The sequence below is a fragment of the Streptomyces sp. DG2A-72 genome (assembly GCF_030499575.1).
GTDB lineage: Bacteria > Actinomycetota > Actinomycetes > Streptomycetales > Streptomycetaceae > Streptomyces.
The window spans coordinates 1,386,923-1,409,656 of sequence record NZ_JASTLC010000001.1; the positions used below are offsets into that span (position 1 = coordinate 1,386,923).

At 70.6% G+C, this 22,734-nt stretch carries 20 protein-coding genes and 10 pseudogenes; 16 read left to right on the plus strand and 14 right to left on the minus strand.

What is annotated here, in order from left to right; all coding sequences use genetic code 11:
- Nucleotides 1-62: 62 nt before the first annotated feature.
- The 3 genes and pseudogenes from QQY66_RS06720 to QQY66_RS06730 all read right to left on the minus strand — a co-directional run.
- Nucleotides 63-512, minus strand: coding sequence for a DUF3037 domain-containing protein (locus QQY66_RS06720; RefSeq protein ID WP_301978167.1), 450 nt, complete (start codon nt 510-512; stop codon nt 63-65).
- A complete protein-coding gene (locus QQY66_RS06725) occupies nt 509-1,273 on the minus strand; it encodes a HipA family kinase (protein ID WP_301978168.1) in 765 nt (254 codons plus the stop codon). Before QQY66_RS06725 ends, QQY66_RS06720 begins: the two co-directional genes overlap by 4 nt.
- A gap of 21 nt (nt 1,274-1,294) precedes the next feature.
- Nucleotides 1,295-1,441, minus strand: a pseudogene (locus tag QQY66_RS06730) (site-specific integrase); the annotation flags it as partial.
- A 198-nt stretch (nt 1,442-1,639) separates the two neighbouring features.
- On the opposite strand from QQY66_RS06730, the pseudogene QQY66_RS06735 reads away from it, so the two are divergent.
- Nucleotides 1,640-1,969 (plus strand): annotated as a pseudogene (locus tag QQY66_RS06735) (flavodoxin family protein); the annotation flags it as partial.
- 173 nt (nt 1,970-2,142) lie between these two features.
- Here QQY66_RS06735 and QQY66_RS06740 read toward each other — a convergent pair.
- Complete coding sequence (locus QQY66_RS06740) at nt 2,143-2,847, minus strand: ANTAR domain-containing protein (RefSeq protein ID WP_301978169.1); 705 nt, start codon at nt 2,845-2,847, stop codon at nt 2,143-2,145.
- A 124-nt stretch (nt 2,848-2,971) separates the two neighbouring features.
- On the opposite strand from QQY66_RS06740, the gene QQY66_RS06745 reads away from it, so the two are divergent.
- Entirely contained in the window at nt 2,972-3,301 is a 330-nt protein-coding gene (locus QQY66_RS06745; protein ID WP_301978170.1) for a helix-turn-helix domain-containing protein, read from the plus strand.
- 341 nt (nt 3,302-3,642) lie between these two features.
- On the opposite strand, the gene QQY66_RS06750 is transcribed toward QQY66_RS06745, so the two are convergent.
- A complete protein-coding gene (locus QQY66_RS06750; RefSeq protein ID WP_301978171.1) occupies nt 3,643-4,119 on the minus strand; it encodes an SRPBCC family protein in 477 nt (158 codons plus the stop codon).
- 209 nt (nt 4,120-4,328) lie between these two features.
- Between QQY66_RS06750 and QQY66_RS06755 the strand changes: the two are divergent.
- Nucleotides 4,329-5,197, plus strand: a pseudogene (locus QQY66_RS06755) (polysaccharide pyruvyl transferase family protein); the annotation flags it as partial.
- A gap of 497 nt (nt 5,198-5,694) precedes the next feature.
- Here QQY66_RS06755 and QQY66_RS06760 read toward each other — a convergent pair.
- Together QQY66_RS06760 and QQY66_RS06765 are read right to left on the minus strand one after the other, a co-directional pair.
- A complete protein-coding gene (locus QQY66_RS06760; RefSeq protein ID WP_301978172.1) occupies nt 5,695-6,087 on the minus strand; it encodes a hypothetical protein in 393 nt (130 codons plus the stop codon).
- Between the two features lie 30 nt (nt 6,088-6,117).
- On the minus strand, nt 6,118-6,345 hold the full coding sequence (locus tag QQY66_RS06765; RefSeq protein WP_367666961.1) for an FAD-dependent monooxygenase: 228 nt from the start codon (nt 6,343-6,345) through the stop codon (nt 6,118-6,120).
- Between the two features lie 300 nt (nt 6,346-6,645).
- Here QQY66_RS06765 and QQY66_RS06770 point away from each other — a divergent pair, with 300 nt between their 5' ends.
- Both QQY66_RS06770 and QQY66_RS06775 read left to right on the plus strand, forming a co-directional pair.
- Entirely contained in the window at nt 6,646-7,830 is a 1,185-nt protein-coding gene (locus QQY66_RS06770) for an alcohol dehydrogenase catalytic domain-containing protein (protein WP_301978174.1), read from the plus strand.
- A gap of 160 nt (nt 7,831-7,990) precedes the next feature.
- Nucleotides 7,991-8,518 carry a hypothetical protein gene (locus QQY66_RS06775; protein ID WP_301987198.1) on the plus strand — a complete coding sequence of 176 codons (528 nt, stop codon included), beginning with the start codon at nt 7,991-7,993 and terminating at the stop codon, nt 8,516-8,518.
- A 689-nt stretch (nt 8,519-9,207) separates the two neighbouring features.
- Here the strand turns inward: QQY66_RS06775 and QQY66_RS06780 are convergent.
- Complete coding sequence (locus QQY66_RS06780; RefSeq protein ID WP_301978175.1) at nt 9,208-9,876, minus strand: MFS transporter; 669 nt, start codon at nt 9,874-9,876, stop codon at nt 9,208-9,210.
- A 422-nt stretch (nt 9,877-10,298) separates the two neighbouring features.
- Nucleotides 10,299-10,862: a hemerythrin domain-containing protein gene (locus QQY66_RS06785; protein WP_301978176.1), complete on the minus strand. Its 564-nt coding sequence runs from the start codon at nt 10,860-10,862 to the stop codon at nt 10,299-10,301.
- A gap of 306 nt (nt 10,863-11,168) precedes the next feature.
- Between QQY66_RS06785 and QQY66_RS06790 the strand changes: the two are divergent.
- The 3 pseudogenes from QQY66_RS06790 to QQY66_RS50255 all read left to right on the plus strand — a co-directional run.
- Nucleotides 11,169-12,139, plus strand: a pseudogene (locus QQY66_RS06790) (NAD-dependent epimerase/dehydratase family protein).
- Nucleotides 12,140-12,178: 39 nt separating this feature from the next.
- Nucleotides 12,179-13,002: pseudogene (locus QQY66_RS50250) on the plus strand (carbamoyltransferase N-terminal domain-containing protein); the annotation flags it as partial.
- A gap of 51 nt (nt 13,003-13,053) precedes the next feature.
- Nucleotides 13,054-13,212 (plus strand): annotated as a pseudogene (locus QQY66_RS50255) (PfkB family carbohydrate kinase); the annotation flags it as partial.
- A 60-nt stretch (nt 13,213-13,272) separates the two neighbouring features.
- Here the strand turns inward: QQY66_RS50255 and QQY66_RS50260 are convergent.
- A pseudogene (locus tag QQY66_RS50260) lies at nt 13,273-13,518 on the minus strand (glycosyltransferase family A protein); the annotation flags it as partial.
- A gap of 265 nt (nt 13,519-13,783) precedes the next feature.
- The gene (locus tag QQY66_RS06815; RefSeq protein ID WP_301978178.1) at nt 13,784-14,140 is read right to left on the minus strand and encodes a glycosyltransferase; all 357 of its coding nucleotides are present in this window, start codon (nt 14,138-14,140) and stop codon (nt 13,784-13,786) included.
- Nucleotides 14,141-14,319: 179 nt separating this feature from the next.
- On the opposite strand from QQY66_RS06815, the pseudogene QQY66_RS06820 reads away from it, so the two are divergent.
- The 7 genes and pseudogenes from QQY66_RS06820 to QQY66_RS06850 all read left to right on the plus strand — a co-directional run.
- Nucleotides 14,320-14,799 (plus strand): annotated as a pseudogene (locus QQY66_RS06820) (glycosyltransferase family 2 protein); the annotation flags it as partial.
- Between the two features lie 274 nt (nt 14,800-15,073).
- Complete coding sequence (locus QQY66_RS06825; RefSeq protein WP_301978179.1) at nt 15,074-16,312, plus strand: polysaccharide pyruvyl transferase family protein; 1,239 nt, start codon at nt 15,074-15,076, stop codon at nt 16,310-16,312.
- A 6-nt stretch (nt 16,313-16,318) separates the two neighbouring features.
- Nucleotides 16,319-17,764 carry an FAD-dependent oxidoreductase gene (locus QQY66_RS06830; RefSeq protein ID WP_301978180.1) on the plus strand — a complete coding sequence of 482 codons (1,446 nt, stop codon included), beginning with the start codon at nt 16,319-16,321 and terminating at the stop codon, nt 17,762-17,764.
- A 119-nt stretch (nt 17,765-17,883) separates the two neighbouring features.
- A complete protein-coding gene (locus tag QQY66_RS06835; RefSeq protein WP_301978181.1) occupies nt 17,884-18,876 on the plus strand; it encodes an RNA polymerase sigma factor RpoD/SigA in 993 nt (330 codons plus the stop codon).
- Between the two features lie 243 nt (nt 18,877-19,119).
- Nucleotides 19,120-20,010, plus strand: coding sequence for an SDR family oxidoreductase (locus QQY66_RS06840; RefSeq protein ID WP_301978182.1), 891 nt, complete (start codon nt 19,120-19,122; stop codon nt 20,008-20,010).
- A 305-nt stretch (nt 20,011-20,315) separates the two neighbouring features.
- Nucleotides 20,316-20,372 (plus strand): annotated as a pseudogene (locus QQY66_RS06845) (hypothetical protein); the annotation flags it as partial.
- Between the two features lie 55 nt (nt 20,373-20,427).
- Nucleotides 20,428-20,619: pseudogene (locus tag QQY66_RS06850) on the plus strand (ubiquinol-cytochrome c reductase cytochrome b subunit); the annotation flags it as partial.
- Nucleotides 20,620-20,663: 44 nt separating this feature from the next.
- Here the strand turns inward: QQY66_RS06850 and QQY66_RS06855 are convergent.
- A complete protein-coding gene (locus tag QQY66_RS06855) occupies nt 20,664-21,167 on the minus strand; it encodes a DUF5709 domain-containing protein (RefSeq protein WP_301978183.1) in 504 nt (167 codons plus the stop codon).
- A 105-nt stretch (nt 21,168-21,272) separates the two neighbouring features.
- Here QQY66_RS06855 and QQY66_RS06860 point away from each other — a divergent pair, with 105 nt between their 5' ends.
- Complete coding sequence (locus QQY66_RS06860) at nt 21,273-21,539, plus strand: DUF6480 family protein (protein WP_301987202.1); 267 nt, start codon at nt 21,273-21,275, stop codon at nt 21,537-21,539.
- A 70-nt stretch (nt 21,540-21,609) separates the two neighbouring features.
- Here the strand turns inward: QQY66_RS06860 and QQY66_RS06865 are convergent, their stop codons facing one another.
- Nucleotides 21,610-21,813, minus strand: a complete 204-nt coding sequence (locus QQY66_RS06865) for a cold-shock protein (protein ID WP_301978184.1) — start codon at nt 21,811-21,813, stop codon at nt 21,610-21,612.
- A 201-nt stretch (nt 21,814-22,014) separates the two neighbouring features.
- Nucleotides 22,015-22,287: a hypothetical protein gene (locus tag QQY66_RS06870; RefSeq protein ID WP_301978185.1), complete on the minus strand. Its 273-nt coding sequence runs from the start codon at nt 22,285-22,287 to the stop codon at nt 22,015-22,017.
- Between the last annotated feature and the right edge of the window lie 447 nt (nt 22,288-22,734).

A 22,734-nucleotide genomic window follows, 5' to 3' on the forward strand; every position in this document is an offset into this window, starting at 1 on the left:
CTAGAAGCCCTGGCACGCGGTGTCAACGGCAACCGCGCGCATGTGATCCATTACCCGATCGGTCACTTCACCAACAGATCGAGCAGCCGCTGCGCCTCGGCCGCCGGATCGGACGTGAGTCCGGTGTGCACGGGCCCCGGCTGGACGACCGTGGAACGGGGAGCGATCAGCCAGCGAAAGCGCCGCCCGGCGTCGTCGCCCCCGGCCTGCCCCGCGGCCTCGCTGCCGGCGCTGACCCTCTCGACAGCCCCGAGGGCGGCCCGGACGCCGGCCACGTCCGCGTTCGGGTCGAGGGCGAGCAGCCGCGCCTCGTCGAGGTGGGTGCGGGCGCCGACGTAGCCCTGGGCCCGGCAGTACACCAGCACGCCCGCGTTGACGCACTCGCCGCGCTCGATGCGGGGTACGACCCGCAGGAGGGCGTACTCGAAGACGTCCCGGTCGTTCTGCTCGCTGCCCCGGATGATGTGGCGTTCGACCACATGGCCGGCCATGTGGATGTGGCGCTCGCTCACTTGCCCTCCTCGATTCCGGTGACACGCTCGTGAACGATGGCGGCGCGAGCGAGCAGAGGGCGCGCATAGGCACGCCGGAGATCGTCAGGGGTGTCGAAGCCGGGTTCACCGGCCAGCCAGGCGTCCGGAATCTCTGCGACGACCTCGGCGAGCAGGTCCTCGGTGACGCGCGGCGCGAGGTCGGCGGCGGCGCCGGCGACATCGGGCGCGAAGCGGGCCAGCGCGTGGTCCGAGGCGTCGTACGGGCGGGCCGCTGAGGTCTCGGCGCCGGGCCAGTTGTGGTGCCAGATCATCGTGGCGCCGTGGTCGATGAGCCACAGGTCGCTGTGCCACATCAGCAGGTTGGGGTTGCGCCAGGACCGGTCGACGTTGCCCACCAGCGCGTCGAACCAGACGATCCGCCCGGCCTCCTCGGGGGTCACTTCAAAGGCGAGCGGATCAAAACCGAGCGCGCCGGACAGGAAGTCCATGCCGAGATTGGTGCCGCCGCTGGACTTGAGCAACTCCTGCACCTGCTGGTCGGGTTCGCCGAGCCCGAGGACCGGGTCGAGGTCGAGCGTCACGAGCCGGGGGACGCGGAAGCCCAGCCGACGGGCGAGTTCGCCGCACACCACCTCGGCGACCAGCGTCTTGCGGCCCTGTCCGGCGCCGGTGAACTTCATGACGTAGGTCCCGAAGTCGTCGGCCTCGACGAGCCCCGGCAGCGAGCCGCCCTCACGCAGGGGTGTGATGTAGCGGGTCGCGACGACCTCTTTCAACATTCTCCCAGGCCATCCATCTCTTCAGCCTTGCAATCCACGACCGCCGCTGGAGGTGCGCCCCTTGCTTCCGGCCTCCGGCACGAAGTGAGCATAGTAACCGAGGGTGATCGCGGGCGAGGAATGCCCGAGCCACCGCGCCAAGGTCACGACGGACTCTCCGGCCTCCAGCGCGCGTTGATGACGTCGCGAACTCGCAGCGCCGTCTCCAACGGTCAAGCCTCGCCTCCCTCCTGCGGCGCTCCATCAGTGCGTGCGCTCGCAACTGGCTGAGCAGGAGCAGAAGGCCGTACGAATTGACGCATGGATGGGTACTCCTCGCAGAGCAATGCACCGAGGCCCTGGCAGCCGTGGAACATTGCTACCGATGTCGTCAGTGACGCGGGCGAGGGCGACGAGTGGCCACGGGTCCACGACAAGCTCTTGCGCTCGCACATCCTGGCCATCGCCTCACCGACCTGGCTGGGACGCCCTTCCTCAGTTGCCCAGCGTGTCCTCGAACGCATGAACGCGACCAAGCCCTCGCGGACATCGGATATACCGTTCCCGGCCAGGCGTGGACCTACTGGCGTCTCGGCCCCGGCCCGGGCCCCGAACTACCTGGACGACCAGCGCGGCCACGAGTGGGCCCACCGCACCGGCCGTGCCATGGCCGACCACCTCAACGGCGTCGCCCGGGCGCCGGCCGCGGAAGGGTGATCCCATGACAGCCGTCTCCTGGGCTTCGGCTCCGCCTTTGCATGACCAGCAGCGAGATCTCTGAACCGGTTCTCCAGCCGTTCAGGCCCTGCGTGGGGCGGTGCCTCCTGCCCGCCAAGCCACCACGGCCGGACGCCCTCATGGCTGAATACGGCGCAGCCGCAGGTACCGAGTCAGCCGGAAGTCGCCGCTGAGTCGCGAAGCTCGTTCACCGCCGCGGCCAAGTGCGTTTGCAGCGTGTCGGGCAGCGGTTCGCCATGGATGGCCGTCAAAAGCTCCTCGGCTATCTGATGGAGCTTGGTGTTCGTGTTCTGGGAGGTCGCGACCAGCACGGCCCACGCATCCTCGGCGCTCAGGGAGAACGTGGCCATCAGAATGCCTGTGGCCTGGTCTATGACCGGGCGCGTGCGCATGGCGCGGCGCAGTTGAGTGACCTCGTTCCGCAGGTCTTCCTGACCCTCGCTCAGAGCATCCTCCATCGGCTGGGTGCCCGCGAACAGCGGCCACGTGTCCGTCTTGACCAGGAGCCTGTGCACGGCGGGGCTGGACGCCCGCATGGTGAGGAGTTTTCCTTGTCGCTCGGCACGCCGCCGCGCGGCCAGCAGGAGGTTCAGCGCCGAGCAGTCGCAGAACGTGACACCGCTCAGGTCCAGCTCCACACAGCGTGCGCACCGACTGACGGAGTCCTCCAGCACACTCCGCAGCAGTTCCTCGCTGTCCATGTCCAACTCACCGCAGACCTTGACGGTCACGTCGCCGTCATGCGCCAGCGTCTGGATCGCCGGTTCGTACGGCATGGCCTCCCCCAGGTCCACCGGCGTGTCGGCTGCCGCCCCCTCCGCGGCGCCGGAGCGATGCGGGATCCGTAGCTGCTGCATGGCGGCCTCCAGCGAGGACAATGGCTCCAATTCAGGCTCCCCCGCCCACCATTGCACGTCAAGAGATACCGGAAATTCGTTTCAGGCTTTTGAATGCATGAAAACCATGTCCTAGCCTGGGGGCATGGCCCAAGCCCCTGAGCCGCACACCGGCTGGACGTTCCTCACCAATCACGCACGCGTCCTGGCCGCCATCGCCGGCAACCACGCCACCCGCATCCGCGACATCGCCGCACGCTGCCAGCTCACCGAAAGGGCTGTGCAGAAGATCATCGCCGACCTGGAGGGCGACGGTTATCTCACCCATACCCGTCAAGGCAGAACCAACGCCTACCGCATCCAGCCGGACACCGTCCTCCGTCACCCGGCGGACAGCGGACTCACCGTCGCCGACCTGCTCGTCTTCCTCCAGCAGCACGACCACAGCCGCAGCGGCCAGACGGCCACCTCCTGATCCTGCGACCGGCTGTCCACGCCTCGCATTGGCCTCCGAGGTCCAATGCGGCGCCGCGGGTGCTCTCCGGAGGCGGGTCCCCATCCGTGGTGGTGGTCTGGTCGGCTACGCGGCACGGCTCGCCGTCCGGCTGGGGGTCAGCAGCCGCAATGGAAGTGCGGGAACACCCCGCCGTCGCGCATGCGTCCGTGGGCCGCAGACGGGCAGGGCTCGGCACTGTTCCGCGGTGTGGCACCGCGCGTGCGACTGGCTTGCCCGTCAACGACGGCACCAGCCCGCACGCCGACAGCATGTGTCCGCGTGCGGGCCAACCGGGTACCGGTGAGCGCGGCGTCTCGTGATCAGAGGGGAGCGCCCGGATCTCCAGGCCGGATCCGTCCACGCCAGGCACCGCTTTCGCCGCCGCGGTCCTCGATGTAGTCCTTGAAGCGGCGCAGATCCCCCTTCACCCGGCGGTCGATGACGCCGAGCATGTCCCCGCCCTTCTCGACGGCACCGGTGGGTTCGACGTCCATCGTGAGTTCCACCCGGGTGTGCATGTCGTCCAGGCGCTGGAAGCGGACGGATCCCCGCTGCTGGGAGTCGCCGCCGATGGACCTCCAGGTGATCCTGTCGTCCGGCATCTGGTCGACGATCTCGGTATCGAACTCGCGCCGGACTCCGCCGATCTTGGTGGTCCAGTGGTTGTGCCGGTCGTCGAGCTGCGTGACCTCCTCGACGCCCTCCATGAAGTTCGGGAAGTCCTCGAACTGCGTCCACTGGTTGTAGGCCGTGTGCACGGGGACCTCGACATCCACCGTTTCCTTGACCGTGCTCATCTCTTCCTCCTTGCCGGTCGTCTGCCGCGCCGTGCCTCTCGGCGCCGTGTGCATCTGTGCGACACCGAGTACCCATGCCGACGGCGCGAAGACTCCCGACAGTGCGGGCAACACCTGGCGCCGGAGGCGTCCCGTCCGACAGGTCACGCTGATTGCCGAACCGGCCGGCCGGGCACCCGGGCGCCGTGGCACAGCGACCGCGGATTCTGCTGACCGGGTGGTTCGGCTTCCTGGACGGGGAGGCGACCGCCGGGGACGTGCCGGCGCTGCACCGGGTGCAGGAACTACTCGTGCGGGCGGGGCTGGACCACGACGTCGGCCGGAGTCCCGGCTTCCGGCCCGCCGGACCGCATCTGGCGCGGGCTCGCCCCGAGGACTCTCCCACCTGGTGTTCGTCTGCGGTCCCCTGCACGGGCCGCAGATCGAGGAGTTGCATCGGCGGTTCGCACACTGCGTGCGGATCGCCGTGGGCACCTCCGTTGTCGACGCCGGCAGCCCGGCCGTCACCGGGTTCCACCAGGTACTGGCGCGGGACGCCCCGGGCATCGAGTCCACGGTGGACCTGGCGGCCCGCGTCCCCTTCCCGACCCCCCGACCCGTCGTCGGGGTGATCCTCACCCACGGCCAGCACGAGTACGGCGCGCGCCGACGGCATGCACGGGTGGCGGAAGAGGTGACGGAGTGGTTGTCCGGCCGGGACTGCGCCCGCCTGGAACTGGAAACCCGGCTCGACGTGCACGACTGGCGGCTGAGTGCGACCCCTGCCCAGTTGGAGGCCGTGCTTTCGCGGCTCGGCATGGTCGTCACCGACCGACTGCACGGGCTGGTGCTCGCTCTGCGGGCGGGGGTTCCCGCGGTGGCCGTCGACCCGGTCGAGGGCGGCGCGAAGGTGACGGCGCAGGCGCGCGCCTGCGGCTGGCCCGCGCTGGTGCCCGCCGAGCGGCTCGACGCGTCGGCACTGAATCACTGGTGGGACTGGTGCGCGAACTCCGGCCGCGACCTCGCCCAGGAGATCGGTGCCAGGTTCCGGCAGGGTGCCATGTCGGACTGCGCGGACGGCCTCCTCCAAGCTCTTGCCGACGGTGCACTCCAAGCCCTCCCACCACGCCCGTCCTGTCAGTCGGACGGCCGCCGGGCACTGGGCCGGTGTCGGAGCCGGCCGCAGCAGCCGCCGCCCCACTGCGCGTTGGTCTTGACCAACGTTTCCCGGAGCTCCGAACGGACACTCGGTCAATAGGCAACAGATATGAGCCCTACGGGGCGAAGGAACGAACCGAACCGCGACGGGCCGGATACAGAAAGAAGATGAACCGCCGTGACTGTGGAAGCCAGGAAGACGACGCCCGCCGTCCGTCGACCCGAAACAGGCTGGGCGAGAGCACGCCGCGTACGTGGTCAGAGCATACGTACCTGCGTGCGCGCGACGATCGACGGCGACGCGGGTCGGCTTCGGCGCGGGGACGACTGGAACGTCGTGCGGGGCGAGGACTGAGTCACTGTCACATGGGAACGGACCAGTCTCACCCAGGTGGGGCAGCGCGGCGGCGATCGTCACCCCCTCTTCGTAGAGTTCGATCACCCGTGGGTTGATGCAGGAAGCCCGGCAGACCGCGGGCGTGTTGCCGAGATACAGGGCCACTTCGCGCGCCGCGCGTCCTTGGCGCAGATGTCCAGGCCGGACACCTCCTGGAGGTACGCGTTGACCTCGTCGCCGCTCACGTCGTGCCAGGCGCGCCGCTCCCAGTAGGCCAGCAGCCGGTCACCGCCGTTCCTGCGCCGCAGCATCGCCCTCAGACTGCGGCAGGCGGCGGGATCGGTGACGGTATGGACGAGTTCTTGACCGGCCTTGGGGCCGTAACCTTCGTTCAGTTCGGCGTACCGGTCGCTGCCGATACGGAAGAACCCGAGGTCGAGCAGGCACACAGCGGTGGCGAGGACTCGTCGGCGAGTCAGCCCCCGGTCGCTCAAGTGCCCCTCGACAACGGCCCGTACGGCGGGTTACCAGGTCCGCTCGGTGCGCACCGTCCCGTCCCGCCCGCGCAGTTCGGCCTCGACCCCGTCGGCGTCCTGCCGCAGCGAGACCAGCTCCGTTCCCGACCGGATCTCCACGCCCACCGCCTCGGCCAGCTCCCGGAGCACACGCTCGGTCTCGTACTGCGGAGTCACCAGGACGAAAGGAAACCGGGTGGGCAACCGCGCCAGGTCAAGTTCAGCTGCGCCGAACACCCGGACCCTGTCGATCGTGGCGGCCCCAGCGACCAGTTCGTCGGCCGTGCCCCAGCCCGGTGGGGCCGGCGCCCACCACCAGAACGTCCGTGTCCGGGGCCTTGTCGGTCATCTCCGGTCCTCCGCCCGGTCCGACGCGCTACGCGGGACGCTGCTGTCACAACGACCTCGTGGCCGCGTGCCCTCACGGCAGGTGCATAAACTCGCGGCGCGGTACGTGCAGCCGGGCGAAGTGTCGCGAACCGGGGGACGGGGACTCGGCCTACGGGCAGCCGGCCACGACCCTGAAGGAGGGACACCATGCGCGCACTGACCTGGCAGGGCAAACGAGACGTGCGGGTGGAAACCGTTCCCGACCCGCGGATCGAGAAGCCCGACGACATCATCGTGAAGGTCACGTCGTCCGGCATTTGCGGCTCCGACCTCCACCTGTACGAGCTCTTCGGCCCCTATCTGGACCCGGGTGACATCCTTGGCCATGAGCCGATGGGGGTGGTCGAGGAAGTGGGGCCGGATGTCCAGGCGGTCACAACCGGCGACCGCGTCGTCATTCCCTTCAACATTTCCTGTCGCGACTGCTTCATGTGTGACCAGGGACTGCACTCGCAGTGCGAGACGACCCAGGTCCGCGAGCGCCACAGCGGCGCCGCACTGTTCGGCTACACCAAGCTCTACGGGCAAGTGCCGGGCGGCCAGGCCGAGTTGCTGCGTGTGCCGTTCGGAAACAAGCTGCCCATCAAGGTGCCCGCGGGGCCGCCCGACGACCGTTACGTCTATCTCTCCGACGTCCTGCCGACTGCCTGGCAGGCGGTCGAGTACGCGGACATTCCCGAGGCGGGCACCGTCACCGTCCTTGGCCTCGGACCCATCGGAGACATGGCCGCACGGATCGCCCGGCACCGCGGCGCCCGCCTGGTCGTCGGTGTGGACCTCGTCACCGAGCGTCTTTCGCGGGCGAGCGCCCGCGGCGTCACTTGCTTCGACGCGCGACGCCACGGGAAGGACCTGCCGGAGGCGGTGCGAGACCTCACGGACGGGCGCGGGACCGACGCGGTCATTGACGCCGTGGGCATGGAGGCGCATGGCGCGCCGTTCGCCAAGGCGGCGCAGTGGGTCACCGGGCTCCTGCCCGACGTGGTGGCCCAGCCGCTCATGGAGCATGCCGGAGTGGACCGGCTGGGGGCCCTGCACACCGGCATCGACCTCGTACGCCGCGGCGGCACGCTCTCCGTCTCCGGGGTCTACGGCGGTGCTGCCAGCCCGATGCCGCTGCTGACGATGTTCGACAAGCAGATCCAGGTACGGATGGGCCAGGCCAATGTCTGGCGCTGGGTGGAGGACATCCTGCCGCTTCTCACGGACGACGATCCGCTCGGCGTTGACACATTCAAGACGCACGCGATGCCGCTGGAGGACGCCCCCAAGGCGTACGCCATGTTCCAGGCCAAGGAAGACGGCATGGTCAAGACCCTTCTCAAGCCCTGACGCAACCCTCAGGCTCCGCGCCGATAAAGGAGCTGACAGGCGGCCAGGTGTGGGCGAGGCCACGCCGCTCACGCGGCCGTAGGTATGTCGGCTGCCGGGTACGACGGATTACCGTCTGATGGATCCCCTGTTCATCGCCAGTACCTCGGACGGCCCGGCAGTGCTCACAGATCTCTCCCCGCTCATCGCGGCGACCACGCAATGGCTGACGCGTTCCTACCCGGCGTGTGGCGGCGCGCTGGCCGCGGCCCTGAGCGAGGTGCAGGCCCGGCAGGCCGTAACGGTGGCCGCGTGGCTGCGGTATCCGACGCCGACGGACGTGGCCCTGGTCCAGATGGCCGGCCCCGGCGGCTCGGCCGGCCTGGACTGGATCACCGGCGCGGACGCGACCGCGCACGACGACGCGGACGACTTCGCCTGGCGCACCTGGGTGGACGAGGTCGTGGCGAGCTGGGCGGCCTGCCTGCTCACCGACGCCGAACTGGCCCGGCTGGCGGTCGCCGCGATCGCCGACGGCGGCCATGCGACCGGGGTGCCCATCGAATTCCGGCGCCTGGTGTCGCCCGACGCCCGCGACCGCCAGGCGGCTGCCCTGCTGCGCCACCCCGACCTCCTCGCTCCCGTGGCCGTACTGCACCGCACCGCACTCCACGAGCACCTCGGCCCGGGCCAGGTGCTCATCGCCTGAGCCCCGAGGCACGGCCCTCGACGCGGACCGCACCAGGCCGGACGGCCGAGGCGTCGCCGTCCTCCGCGCGATCGCCCACGCGGGACTGCCGAACGGCGCCGCCGAGCGTCGCATGATCCCGCGCCGTGCCCCCGCCTCAGGCAGCCGTGCCCAGCACCTCTCGGCCCGTGAGGTCGCCGTTCTTCGTCGGGAAGGTCACCGGGGTCTGCGTGCGGCGGGTGCGCAGGACGAAGCCCGTTCCGATCGCGCCCGCGATGATCAGGCCGCCCGTCACCAGGGCTCCGCGTGCTCCGGCCGTCTCCATGAGGAGGCCCAGCGCCGGCGGGCCGCCGAGGCCCCAGACGGTGCCGATGCTGCTCCACACGCCGAGGACGCGTCCGCGCAGGTGAGCGGGCGGGTCGGTCTGCAGTACGGCCGTTCCGGCGGTGTCGGAGACGGACTCCACGACGGCCATCGGCAGGACCAGGACCAGCAACACCGCAAGCGACGGGGAGAGCCCCGCCGCCACCTGCAGCAGGCCACCCGCGGCCGCCAGCGTGCCCACGAGCCGGACCGAGGGCCGGCGCAGCCGGGCGCCGAGGACCGCGCCCACGATGCCGCCGACGGCGAGAACAGTGGAGACCGTGCCGAAGGAGCCCGCGCCGCCCGCGAGCGGCCCGGTCACGAGCACGGCCAGGGTGAGGCCGTAATTACGCCCGAAGACCGCGCTGATCCCGGTGACCGAGGCGAGCGCGACCAGGCGGGGCTGGCGCGCGAAGAAGAGCAGGCCCTGGCGCACGGTCATGTCGGGGTCCGACTTGCCGCGCTCGCGCCCTCGATCGGCACGCACCTGGGCGGCGTGGCGCACAGCGCCCGGCGCCGGGCGCCGGGCGCAGGAACGGGATGACCGAGGCCACGAAGACGAACGACAGACCGTTCGCGGCGTACGCGGCGGCCGTGCCGAGGAAGCCGACGGTCACGCCGGCCAGGGCGGTGCCCACGAGCCGGCCCGCGTTGTGCACGAGCGCGCCGACGCCGATGACGGAGGGAACGTCCTCCACCGGGACGAGGTCGTTGCCCAGCAGGGCGCACGCCGGTCCGTCGACGGTGGCGATCATGCCGGTCACGGCGGCCAGGATCATCAGGGACGTCACGGTCAGCTGGTCCGTCGCCACCAGTACGGCCGTGGTGAAGGCGACGGCTCCGAGCAGTGCCTGGCTGACGGAGGCCGTCAGCTTGAAGGGCCGGCGGTCCACCGCCGTGCCGCCCAGCAGGCTCATGAAGAGGGCGGGAGCGGCCTGGACGGACATCGAAAGGCCCGTCGCCGCCGCGGAGCCGGTGCTCTGCAGGACGAGCAGGTTCTGCACCGTGAGCTGCATCCACGTACCGGCGTTCGACAGGAAGTTGGCGGACCATCAGCGCATGCTGCGCTACCGCAGCGACCGCCAGGGCGAGCGGGAGCCGCCCTTGGACGGGACGGAGGCGGTTTTCGGCGCAGGTGGGGGCCGGGCAGGAGTGTGGGAAGACACGGTGCGGTACTCGACAACCAGGAGGAGTCAGGAGGGACCGGGGGAACCGATATCGCCGGCTGCGTCGCGCGGCGGTTCACCGAGTCGGTCACGGCGCGGACCATCGTCACAGACGGGACCCCCGAGTCGATGACGCCTGTCCCTGCCGCGCTATCGTCTCGGGGGCCAACTGCCCGGGAAACTCCCGTATTTGGATGATCGAGTGTGGATGCTCACAGCCCTCGTTCACAGCCCGCGGGCGGCTGGACCGCACGGCCGTCCACCCAGCGGGTTCAGCCCTTCTTGCCGCGGCCCGTCAGCGCGTCGCGCATGCGGTCGACCAGACCGGCTCCCGGGGCCAGCAGCTTGTTGGCCGGCGGTTTGTCCGGGGCGGACGGGTGCGGGCGGGTCGGTGCCATCTTCTTCGCCTGACGCACCTTGTCGCCCAGGCCGTCGAGCGTCTCCGCGGAACACGCCGCGCGCAGCCTGGGGAAGAGGTTGCCCTCCTCGTCGGCGATGTGCGAGCGGACCTCGCTCATCAGCATCCCGATGAGCCGGTCGAACTCGGGATCATCCGCGTCGCACCCCTCCAGGTCCTTCATGATCTGCTCGGCCTTGGAGTGATCCTCGATCTCCTTGTCGGCCAGCGCGTCCCCGCCCGCGATGTGCTCCCGCACGGCCGGGTAGAGGTACTCCTCTTCGGCCACCGAGTGCCGGATCAGCTCCATCGTGGCTTGGTCGGCGAACACCTTCCGGTCCTTGTCACCGGACGGAAGCCCCTCGATCCGACCGAAGATCTGCTCGACCTCGCGGTGATCGGTCACCAGCTCGTCGATGACGTTCCCACCATGACCCATGTCCTTCACCTCCAGCTCCTGCGGCGGTCCGGACGGACCCGCCGCCGGCTCCGAGTGCCCGCAGTCGGCGGCTCCACACGGGAGTCGCGAGTGTCTGTGAACCGGCGCACAGTGGGAATCAACGCGTGAAAACAACTGACCCGGGAACTCCGCGTCAGTGCGTCGCCGGAGATGGGCGATCCGCCAGGGCGGTTCTGCTCCTCAGCGCCACCCGCGGCCTGTTCTTTCACTCTCGCCCATAGCCCGGGAAAGCTCACCGAAGCTTTCCGTGGCTCTCAGAATCCCTCTGGTGCCGCGCCGAACGGCCTGTGCCGGGCGCCGGCCCCGGTGCCTTCGGGCGGCGGCGCCGGCTTCCTCGGCAGCCATCTGTGCGAGCGCCTGCTGAATTCAGACGTCGAAGTCGACTGCGCCGACAACCTGTCCTCCGGGGCCCGTAAAACACCGCGCATCTCGAAGGCGGCCCCGGATTCCGGTTCGTCGAATGCGACGTCTCGGCCCTCGACGCCCCACAGCGGCTGCCGGGACCGTACGACCTGGTCCTGCACTTCGCCTGCCCCGCGTCACCAGCCGACTACCTGCGGTTGCCGCTGGAGACGCTCGACGTCGGCAGCCTGGGCACGCGCAACATGCTGGCCGTCGCGGAGCGTGACGGAGCCCGCTTCCTGCTCGCCTCGACGTCCGAGGTGTACGGCGATCCGCTGAGCCATCCGCAGCGCGAGGACTACTGGGGCAACGTCAATCCGGTGGGGCCGTGCAGCGTGTACGACGAGTCCAAGCGGTTCGCCGAGGCGCTGGTGACCGCCCATGTCCGCGCGAGGGGCGCGAACGCGGGCATGGTCCGCCTTTTCACGTACGGGCCGCGCATGCGCGCGCACGACGGTCGTGCCGTCCCGACCTTCGTCAGTCAGGCACTGGCCGGCGAACCGCTCACGGTCGCGGGGGACGGACGGCAGACGCGGTCCCTGTGCTACGTGGACGACACGGTCGACGGCGTCCTGCTGGTCGCGGCGAGTCACTCCGTCCGGCCCGTCAACATCGGCGGCACCGACGAGGTCACCGTCGGCGAGATCGCCCACCGCGTCGTCGAACTGACCGGCTCCTCCTCCCGGATCAGGCACGTCGACCGCCCGACCGACGACCCGCAGCGACGCCGCCCGGACACGGGCCAGGCACGTGAACTGCTGGGCTGGACGCCCCGCGTGCCCTGGGAGGAGGGCATCAGGCAGACCATCGCCTACTTCGCCACGGCACAGTCCGCGAGCGATCCGGCCCCGTAGGCACGACAGCACTCCTCCCGTACCGCACGGAGGAATCGCATGCGAGTCCTGGGAATCAGCGCCCTCTTCCACGACCCCGCCGCCGCCCTGGTCATGGACGGCAGGATCGTGGCGGCGGAGGAGGAGGAACGCTTCAGCCGGCGCAAGCACGGCAAGCGGCCCATCCCCTTCTCCGCCTGGGAACTGCCCGAACTGTCCGCCCGATGGTGCCTGGACCGGGCCGGCCTGACCCCGTCCGACCTGGACGCGGTCGCCTACTCCTACCACCCTGAACTCGCCCGCCCCGCAGACCAGTTGGGCCTGCACGACCCCTGGGACCACCTGCGTCAGGAGTCCGCCGCGCCCCCGAGTTCCTCGCCGAGGCACTGCCCGGACTCGACCCGGACAAGGTCCGCTTCGTCCCCCACCACGTCGCGCACGCCGCCTCCGCCGGACAGGCCGCATCGTATCCCGACAGCGCCGTCCTGGTGCTGGACGGCCGCGGCGAATGCGGCTCCCACCTCGCCGGCCGCTACGCGAACCGCGAACTGACCGTGCTGGGCTCGCAGTCGCTGCCCGACTCGATGGGCCTGTTCTACGAGGACCTCACCCAGCACCTCGGATTCCTGCGCAGCAGCGACGAGTTCAAAGTGATGGCGCTGGCGTCCTACGGCACGCCCCGCTTCCTCGACCAACTGCGCGCGTACGTCCACCTGGACGGCCACGGCGGATTCCGGGCCCGCCCCGTGCCGTGGGCGTCGCTGGTCCCGCCGCGTCCGAAGGGCGGCGCCTGGACGCAGGACCACGCCGACATCGCCGCCGGCGCCCAGTTGTGCCTGGAGGAGGTCCTGCTGGGCCTCGCGCGGCGGCTGCACGACCGTAGCGACCAGAACGCGCCGTGCGCGGACACCAGGGCCCTCCCGGCGTCCGTGGCCGTGACGCTCGGCGGGCGCGGGGCACTGCTGTCGCACGGCGGAACACCGCTGCTGGTGCCCTCACCGGTCACGGCCGAGGGCGACGCCTGCGGGGCCGGGGACCGGTTCGCGGCGACCGCCGCCAGGGTTCTGGCGGACGGCGAACTCGTCGAGACGGCCGTACGCGAAGCCGTGCACGCCGCCACCCGGTACGTCGCCGAAGGAGGCGTCCGCTCCTCCCGTCAGCGGGGAGTCCCTGAGCTCCCGGACGACCGGATCCTCCTGTCCGAAGGGCTCCACGAGGATGCGGGCGGTGACCGCCGCGAGCCGTGGCCGCTCGTCGAGCAGGTCCGCCGCCCTTCGGAGGCTGCCGGGTTCCCACCAGGTGTCGTCGTCGCAGAAGGCGACGTAGGGCGTATGGATCCGGCTCATCGCGAGGTTGCGTCCAACCGCGCCCAGGTTGCGGCCGGGCCGCAGCAACACGACGGAGCCGCGTGCTCCACACGAGCCGGCAGCCGCCTGCGGCGCGAGACGGCAGCGGGAAGTCGCGCCAGCACTTCGCGCAGGGCCCGGCGGGCGCCGGGCGCACCGGCGACGGCGGCTGCCGTCAGGCGCGCGCTGCCCCGCAGGGCGACGGGCAGCGGCCGGCGCAGCCACAGGCTCAGCACTTCGTTGCGCCGCACAAGATGGCTTCGGCCGTCGCGGCCTCCCGGCTCGGGGAGGTGACGGGCCGTCAGTGAGGGCTCGTACGTCACTCCCAAGCCATCGGCCGCGAGGTCATAGGCGAGCAGGGCCTCCTCCCCGCCGAAGAAGAGCAGCGGGTGGTACCCGCCCGCTGTGAGGAACGCGTCCCGGCGCACCACGCAGGCGCAGCCCAGGAAGCCGAGCACCGGACGCCCCGGCAGGTCGGGCGCGCCGGGAAGCGGTGAGCTTCCGAGGACTGCGTTGAGCGGGTCCTCGGCTTGGTCGGGACCGACCAGCGTGCGGGCGGCCAGCAGCCGAGCCGGGGGTGCACGTCGAGCAGGTCGGCCGCCTGCCGCAGCGCGCCCGGTGTCCACCAGGAGTCGTCGTCGCTGAACGCGACGTAGGGCGTGTCCGCGTGCCGCACGGCGAGGTTGCGGCCGAGCGCGCCCGTGTTCTCGCCGGGCCTGAGGAGCCGGGGGGCGGCCGATGCCGGCGCAGCGCGGAGCAGGCCGAGTCGTCGGAACCGTTGTCGACGACGCGCACGGCGGCCCGCACCCGGGCTGCCGTGCGCAGGGCGTCGTCCCTCGGCTCGGCGTCGGACGACCCGACTGGTTGCCGGGGCCGGCCCTCGGGTCCTTCCTCGCCGCCGCCACCGTCATGCGCACCGACGCCTTCCGGGCCGCGGGCGGCTTCCATCCGGGGCTGTGGCTCGGCGGTGAGGAGGAACTACTGGCCACCGATCTGCAGCGGCAGGGCTGGTGGCTGAGCTACGCCGAGGAGCTGACCGTCCATCACAAGGCTTCCGTGCTGCGGGACAGCACGGCACGCAGGATCCTGGGGCTGCGCAATACGCTCTGGTTCACCTGGCTGCGCCGCCCGCTCCTGCCGGCCCTGCGGCGTACGGCCTACCTGATGGCCACGGTCCCCCACGACGTGGCCTCGGCCCGCGCCTTCGCCCGTGCGGCGGCCGGTCTGCCATGGGTACTACGGCAGCGCGACCCGGTGCCGCCGGAGATCGAGGACCGGCTGACGGCGCTCCAGCACGCCCGGCGCTCGTCGTCCGCACGCAGGTACGTCGGGTGAAAGCGGAGCCGGGAAACCCGGCAGCGTCGAGCGCAGGACCGCCGGTGCGGGAGCGCCCATACTGTCCCTACGGGCGGAGCTCTCCCCCGTGCCCGCCGCCGGACCGGCGGCCACTGGAAGTCTCGCGTGAGGTTTCCTCCGAACGTCCCGGGCAACTCGGGCCCGACGCGTCGCCGGCGTGTTGCCCCACCCAAGACCCGATCTGGCAGTTCCTGGCAGCGAAACAGCCGGACTGCACCGCGGGTCCCCCGCCTCCTTGGAACAGGAGCTCCGGATGACGATCAACCAGCGCCCGTCGCCTGTTTCGTCGGAGCTGCGGATCGGCCTGCTCGGCTCGTACGGCGGGCGCAACATCGGCGACGAAGCGATCCTGCTGTGTGTTCTGAGTTGCCTGCGCGCCCACCGGCCGGGCGCCCGACTCGTCGTCTTCAGCCGGAACGCCGAACACACCCGCACCCATCAACGGGAAGCGGACGAGGTGGTCGACTGGGAGGGCGTCCCGCAGAAACCCGTGCTCGACGCGGTCGCCGGGCTGAACCTGCTGGTGCTGGGCGGCGGCGGGATCCTCTACGACGGTGAGGCGCGGCGCTATCTGCGGCTGGTGCGGGCGGCACAGGAGCGCGGCATCCCCACCTTCGCCTACGCGATCGGCGCGGGCCCGCTGCGTGAGGCGGACGACCGGGAGGCCGTACGCATCGTGCTGCCGGAGATGACCGACGTCGTGGTCCGGGACGAGGAGTCCCGTCTCGTCCTGGAGGAGGTCGGCGTCGAGCGCGAGCTCACCGTCAGCGCCGACCCGGCGCTGCTGCTCACGCCGGAACCCTTCACCGAGCAGATGATGCGGCAGGAGGGCCTTCCCACCGATGCCCGGCTGGTCGGGATGTCCGTGCGCGAGCCCGGCCGGGCGGCGGAGAAGCTCGACGAGGACGACTACCACGCGCTGCTCGCCGATGTCGCGGACTTCCTCGCCCGCCGCCTGGAGGCGCACGTGGTCTTCGTGCCGATGGAACGCGAGGACGTGCGGCACGCACACGGCGTGCTGTCGCGGATGAGCGCTCCGGACCTGGGCCGCATCCTGCACAACTCCTACAGCCCCGGCGAGGTCCTCGGCTTCATGAGCCACCTGGACATGGTCGTCGGCATGCGCCTGCACGTCGTGATGTTCGCGGCGCTGTCCGGCCTGCCCGTGCTGCCGCTGCCCTACTCGGGCAAGGTCTTCGACTTCGCCCGCCGTACGGGGGCACCCGCGCTCGTCGGTGTGGCGCGGGAGCAGGCCGGACTCCTGCTCGCCGAGGTGGACCGGCTCTGGGACGAGTTCCCCCGGCGGCACGAGGACCTGAACAGCCGGGTTCAGGGGCTGCGGGCCCTGGCCCGGGAGACCTGCGCCCGCTGCGGAGCCCTGCTGGACTCCCTCGACGGCGGTGCGCGCGACACACTGCGGGCGCAGGACGCCGACCTGATTCTCACCCACGGTTCCCGGACCGACGACCACCTCAGGAACCACGGGATGTGACGTGCGATGCCGATCCTGGAACCACTCCGACCCGCCCGGACCGTCACCCTTCCCCCGCGTGCGGCCCGCCACGGGGGCCGCACCGACGTCCTGGTCGTCGGCGGCGGTCCGGCCGGCACCGCCGCGGCCTACGCGGCGGCCGATGCCGGCGCCGACGTCGTCCTCGTGGAGCGCTACGGCTTCCTCGGCGGCAACGCCACCGTGGCCCTGGTGATGCCGCTGATGTCGTTCCACAACGAGCAGAAACAGGCCGTGTTCAACGAGAGCGGACACGGCCGCCGGCTGCTGCCCACCGACCACGGCGAGGGCGAGCCGGTGGTGGCCGGATTCCTGTGGCTCCTGCTGGACCGGCTCACCGCACGCGGCGGCTGCATCCCACCGTCCCCCGACACCGGCTACACGGTGCCGTTCGATCCGGAGCTCTACAAACTCACCCTCCTCGACCTGCTCGACGAGGCGGGTGTGCGCATGCTGTTCCACTCCTTCGCCTCCGCCGCGCTGCCCCTCGACGACGGCTGGCGGGTGGTCTTCGAGACCAAGTCCGGGCCGGTCGTGATCGACGCAGGGGTCGTCGTCGACGGGACGGGGGACGGCGACATCGCCGCCGCGTGCGGAGCGCCGTACGAGATCGGCCGTCCGGAGGACGGGCTCGTGCAGCCGATGACGCTGATGTTCCGTGTCGTCGACTTCCTGCAGCCGCGTTTCGCCGAGTACGTCGGCGAGCACCCCGACCAGTGGCGGGGCGTGCACGGTCTGTGGGACCTCGTCCAGGAGGCCACCGAAGCGGGGGAACTGCGACTGCCCCGCGAGGACATCCTGTTCTTCGGCACCCCGCATCCCCGCGAGGTCAGCGTCAACAGCACCCGGGTCACCCGGGCGCTCGGCACCGACGTGTGGGACCTCAGCCGGGCCGAGTACGCCGCCCGCCGCCAGCTGGAACAGATCGACCGCTTCCTGCGCGGGCGCGTGCCGGGTTTCAAGAAGGCGTACGTGGCACAGAGCGGCGTCCAGATCGGAGTGCGGGAGACGCGCCGCATCCTCGGCGAATACCACCTGACCGGCCACGACATCCTCGCGGCGCGTTCCTTCCCCGACGCCGTGGCGCACGGCGCCTACCCCGTCGACATCCACAACCCCCGCGGCAGCGGCACCGTCCTCAAGCGCGTCCCCCGGGGGAGCTTCTACGACATCCCCCTGCGCTGTCTGCTGCCCCGCGACACCGACCGGCTGCTGGTCGCCGGACGCTGTATCTCCGGCTCGCACGTGGCGCACTCGTCCTACCGTGTCATGCCCATCTCGATGGCCACCGGTCAGGCGGCCGGTGTCTGCGCCGCGCTGTCCGTCCGTCTCGGCCGCAGTCCCCGCGAGGTGCCGTGCCACCTCGTCCAGCGCACCCTCAAGCGCCAGGGCGCCCATCTGCGCCTGGAGCCCCGGGAACCCGTACGGCGCTGACCGCGTCTCGGCGTCGCCGGTTCGTCGCGGGCTCCTCGGGTACCCGGACAACTGGCAATGAAGGCGACCAGAACGGACGAAAGGCCGTGAGGATGCCTCCCCTTACACAGACTCCCGCGATGGAACCCCGAGTGAGGCGCCGTGCCTCCACACGCACCGCACGTTCGCGCGGCCGGGTCCCCGAACCCGACGAGGAACCGGATCTACTCGGCCAGTACCTGGCCCGGATCGCGGCGACCCCACTGCTCACCGCGGAGGACGAGGTACGGCTGGCCCAGCGCATCGAGGCCGGAGTGCGGGCCGTCGAGGAACTGCGGGAGGCCGACGCCGGCGAGCGCGACCCGGCGCCGGAGCGGCGCCGGGAACTCGACGCGGTCGCCCGCGACGGCAAGGCCGCCAAGGACCACATGATCCGGGCCAACCTCCGGCTCGTGGTGGCGATGGCCAAGCGGCACGCCCACCGGGGTGTGCCCCTGCTCGACGTCATCCAGGAGGGCAACCTGGGGCTGATCCGGGCGGTGGAGAAGTTCGACCACACCAAGGGCTTCAAGTTCTCCACGTACGCGACCTGGTGGATCCGCCAGGCGATCGAGCGAGGCCTCGCCCAGCACGCCAGGGCCGTATGGCTGCCGATGCACGTGGTGGGGGAGCTGCGGATGCTCGGCAAGGTCGAACGGCGCCTGCAGCTCGACCTGGGTCGCGAGCCCACCGCCGAGGAGGTCGCCCGGGACAGCGGCTTCTCCGAGGCCCGGGTCGGCTGGCTGCGCCGCGTCGGGCGGCAGGCGGTCAGCCTGGACACGCCGGTCGACGAAACCGGTGAGACGGTGATCGGCGACCTCATCCCCGACACCGAGGTGCTGCAGGCCGCGGACATCGCCGAGTACCAGGCACTCGCGCAGGACCTGAGGAGGGCCATCGGCACCCTCGCGCCCCGCGAGGCCATGATCCTCAGTCTCCGCTACGGCCTGCACGACGGAGAGCAGCGCACCCTCGAACAGGTCGCCCGCCACGTGGGCCTCACACGCGAGCGCGTCCGCCAGCTGGAGAAGCAGTCGCTGGCAAGGCTGCGGGCCCCCGAGACGGGGCAGCGCCTGCTGACGTGGGCGAGCTGATCCCCGTACTCGTCTACGGTTTCTGCAGTCGCAGCAGCAACGGCAGGCGGTGCTCTTCCCGTACCCGCGAAAGGTCCTGCCGTTCTCGACCCTGGTCGGCCTCGGTTGCCGACCCGCCCGTATCCGTCCGCTGGAGCCACGCGTCCTGATGCGCTGCTGGCGCGCGTCCGCGACGGGCTTTCGGTGGGGGCGAGGCGGGAACCCGGTCAGCGTTCACGCCCGCCCAGCGGTCAGGAGGCCGTCGTGACCGATCCGCAGCACACCCAGCAGAACCCGGCCACCCAGCACCCGCGCCCCGACTTTCCCTCGCAGGACCAGCCGCACCCCGGATGGACCGGGCCGATGGACCCGCCACCCGACCACGGCGAGGAGAGCTACCAAGGCACCGGCCGGCTGGAAGGCCGCGAAACCGTCATCACCGGCGGCGACTCCGGCATCGGGCGGGCCGTGGCCCTGGCCTTCGCCCGGGAAGGTGCCGACGTGCTCTTCACCCACCTCGAGGAGGAGGCGGACGAGGCCCGCGAAACGTCCCGTCTCGTGGAGGAGGCCGGCCGCAAGGCGGTCGCCGTCTCCTGCGACATCCGCGAGGAGGACAACTGCCGGTCCCTGATCGAGCGTGCGGTCGGGGAGTTCGGGCGCATCGACGTCCTGGTGAACAACGCCGCCTACCAGATGTCCCAGCCCGACGGCATCGAGGCGATCCCGACCGAGCAGTTCGACCGGGTGATGCGCACCAACCTCTACGGCATGTTCTGGCTGACGAAGTTCGCCCTGCCGCACATTCCCGAGGGCGGCAGCGTCATCAACTCCACGTCGGTGCAGGCCTACAAGCCCAGCCCGCACCTGCTGGACTACGCGATGACGAAAGCCGCGATCGTGACCTTCACCCAGGGGCTGGCCCAGATGCTCGTCGACCGCGGTATCCGCGTCAACGCGGTCGCCCCGGGACCGGTGTGGACGCCTTTGATCCCCGCGACGATGCCCGACACGGTCGAGTTCGGCAAGCAGAGCCCCCTGGGACGCCCGGCCCAACCCGCCGAACTGGCTCCCGCGTACGTCTACCTCGCCTCTCAGGAGGCCAGCTTCGTCACCGCGGAGATCCTCAACGCGACAGGCGGGACACCACTTCCGTAGCCGAGTCCCGCGACGCGGTCGGCAGCATGCCGGACCGCGTCGGACCGGGAACGCGCGCGTTCAGGCAGACGACGGGCTCCTCCTACGCCTGACCGAGCACCACGGGATCACGGTGGGTTACGTCTTGCCCGGGCCTCCGCTGCCGAACGCGCCGCTGGAGCCCGGATTCCACCGTCGGCGTTTCTGACTCTCGCTGCGTGCTGCCGGACGGCTGAAGCGCGTGCGGGGTGAGCCGATCGGTCTTGTCCGGTCCGGCCGGCCTGATCGCCGTCCTCATCGGCGGCCTCCTCGTCGCCGGCGCCCTGGTGTGGGCCGTCCGGCTCGGCATCAAGGTACGGCGCCGCGAACCGGGCCCTCCGGGGCCTGATGAGCAGCCCTCGGTGCCGGGCACCGGACCGGTCCGCGAGACCCGGGAGCACCGGGGTCTGACTGACGCTCTTCTTCAAGCCGGACATGACCGAGGTGGTCTACGAGGGTCGGTTCGTACCCATGCACGGCATTCGTATGTCCGCGGCCTTCGACTCCACCCTGCACATCAGCTTCGGCGTACGCGGCGGGCTCCTCGTCCGGCAGACACACCACTGGGCGGCGCTCGTCTTCGTCGCCGCGATCGGCCTGCTCCGACACCCGTGGGCTGTTCCGCGCCGATTGGTTCAAGCGGTCCGCGATCCCTCGTCGTCGGACTCGGCCGGGTTGTCCACGACGTGCACCGCGGCCTCTTCGGAGGATGCCGCGCCGCCGGCGATACCAGCATCTTCGGCCACAGTGTCATCCTGCGTCTCGGCCCCTTCAGCCGCAGCCGTCAACCGTCCCGCACGCCTGTCACCGGCCTCCGCGTCGACAGGCTCGCCTTCCCCGTCAGGCACATCTCCGATCTCGTCGCCCGGCGGCGGCTCCGTGTCGGGACGCTCGGCCTGCAGGCGCTCGTCCAGCGAGTCCCGCTCACGCTGCTCCGCGGCCGTGGTACCGCGGCGCTGCACCGCCAGCGGCTTCTCGGGCGGCGAGTAGCCCTCGTCGATCGCCGGGTCGATACCGCGGTCGTCCAGGGTGTCCTCCGGGTCCATGACCCCGGCATCGTCCTGGACCTCCGAATCGTCGGGTTGGTACACCTCGTCGCCCATGGATTCGTCGTCGTACTCACGCTGTTCGTCGGGCATCCGGTGCTCCTCAGGCAGTCGTGCCGGCTCTCTCTCGCGAACTGCTCGCACCGGGTTTCCGCTGGCCGAACGCGTGAAACCCGTCAAAAGCGAAGGGGAGAGCTCATGAACGACAAACATGCACACCAAACCGAAGGCGCTGCGGCTGAGACCGATCCCCGACCCGTGGAAGGACTGGCCGTACCTGAGGACACCTCGATGGCTCCCGGTGCGGCACCTCCCGCCGAATCCGGAGTCTCCGGGCTCGGCGCCCCCGAGCGCGAAGCGCTGAAGAAGGGATGGGCCGTCGCGCCCCTCACACTGATCTGGATCGTCGTCGCACTCGTCGTCATCGGCCTGGTGGCGATGGTGGTCGCGCTGGCGACCACATGACCACGAATACGGAGCGGGACGGGGAAGCCCCGGCCCGTGAGTTCACTGGCCGGGGCTTCTTCGTGCGTCGTCAGGCGGGAGTGATGTTCTCCGCCTGCGGGCCCTTTTGGCCCTGCGCGATGTCGAAGCTCACCTTCTGGCCTTCCTGGAGCTCACGGAAGCCCGAGCTGGCGATGTTCGAGTAGTGGGCGAAGACGTCGGGGCCGCCGCCGTCCTGCTCGATGAAGCCGAAGCCCTTCTTGGAGTTGAACCACTTCACAGTGCCTGTAGCCATCTGCCTGTCTCCTTCGACGGGACTCGTATCGGACCCCGCACCGTGCGGGATCCGGAGGTGATCGCCCTGGTCCGGAGAGGCGTTGAACAGCAAAAACGCCCGTGACTGCGATCACGGGCGAACGGGACTTCGGAACCACGACTGCTGATCATGACGCTACACCGGCTGGCGGCGCTCGGCCACTGAAACGCAGAGTTGGTCTCATAAGCTGTGGGCGGCGGCAGTAGCTGTATCACCTTCGCTCCGCGCGGAGCAGCTCGCATAGGCGCTGAGCAACCGGGGCGCCTCACCGATCGTCGACCCCGCGTACTGCGCGACCATGCCCTTGGCGATCTCCAGCGTGCCCTTCGCCGCGATCACGCTCTGCACGCGGGTGATCACATCGTCGACCTGCGCCGGCTCCGTGGACCAGTGCATCAGGCCCAGCGCGGCGGAGTCCGCGAGGGCCTGTGCCAGATGTACGTCGTCCTCCACGAGATGCCCCGAGCGCTGACGCATCAGCGTGAGGGGCTCCCAGCGGTTGCTCGCGCAAACGCATCTGGATCGCCTGCAGGGACTCGTACCCGTTCTCGATCACCGCCGTGACCAGTTTCGGCCAAGCGGACACTTAGGCCGCGCAGTTCGACGACGAAAGCCTGCGCCAGTTGGCGCTCGCGGTTCATGTTCTCCTCCCCGGCGCTGTGGTCACGGTCATCGGCACATGTGCCGTCCGTTCAGTCATCGCGGAGGTCCATGCTGCGGTCGATGATCGCCGGGGCCACCCCACCCAACGGTTTCACGCGATCTTGGCACAGGCAAACAGCCATGGTCAGCGCCGCTCCGCGGACCCCTTCATGACGTAGGTCCCGAAGTCGTCGGCCCCGGCAGCGAGCCGCCCTCACGCAGGCGGGTCGCGGTGACTTCCTTGGGGCCGACAGCGGA

What these genes read in the sequence shown, in the direction of transcription:
- QQY66_RS06825 (WP_301978179.1), top strand. Translation starts at nt 15,074, where the DNA reads ATGACGATCAACCAGCGCCCGTCGCCTGTTTCGTCGGAGCTGCGGATC.
- QQY66_RS06865 (WP_301978184.1), bottom strand. Translation starts at nt 21,813, where the DNA reads ATGGCTACAGGCACTGTGAAGTGGTTCAACTCCAAGAAGGGCTTCGGC.
- QQY66_RS06785 (WP_301978176.1), bottom strand. Translation starts at nt 10,862, where the DNA reads ATGGGTCATGGTGGGAACGTCATCGACGAGCTGGTGACCGATCACCGC.
- QQY66_RS06860 (WP_301987202.1), top strand. Translation starts at nt 21,273, where the DNA reads ATGAACGACAAACATGCACACCAAACCGAAGGCGCTGCGGCTGAGACC.
- QQY66_RS06780 (WP_301978175.1), bottom strand. Translation starts at nt 9,876, where the DNA reads ATGCAGCTCACGGTGCAGAACCTGCTCGTCCTGCAGAGCACCGGCTCC.
- QQY66_RS06855 (WP_301978183.1), bottom strand. Translation starts at nt 21,167, where the DNA reads ATGCCCGACGAACAGCGTGAGTACGACGACGAATCCATGGGCGACGAG.
- QQY66_RS06745 (WP_301978170.1), top strand. Translation starts at nt 2,972, where the DNA reads ATGGCCCAAGCCCCTGAGCCGCACACCGGCTGGACGTTCCTCACCAAT.
- QQY66_RS06750 (WP_301978171.1), bottom strand. Translation starts at nt 4,119, where the DNA reads ATGAGCACGGTCAAGGAAACGGTGGATGTCGAGGTCCCCGTGCACACG.
- QQY66_RS06830 (WP_301978180.1), top strand. Translation starts at nt 16,319, where the DNA reads ATGCCGATCCTGGAACCACTCCGACCCGCCCGGACCGTCACCCTTCCC.
- QQY66_RS06740 (WP_301978169.1), bottom strand. Translation starts at nt 2,847, where the DNA reads ATGCAGCAGCTACGGATCCCGCATCGCTCCGGCGCCGCGGAGGGGGCG.
- QQY66_RS06770 (WP_301978174.1), top strand. Translation starts at nt 6,646, where the DNA reads ATGCGCGCACTGACCTGGCAGGGCAAACGAGACGTGCGGGTGGAAACC.
- QQY66_RS06725 (WP_301978168.1), bottom strand. Translation starts at nt 1,273, where the DNA reads ATGTTGAAAGAGGTCGTCGCGACCCGCTACATCACACCCCTGCGTGAG.
- QQY66_RS06835 (WP_301978181.1), top strand. Translation starts at nt 17,884, where the DNA reads ATGGAACCCCGAGTGAGGCGCCGTGCCTCCACACGCACCGCACGTTCG.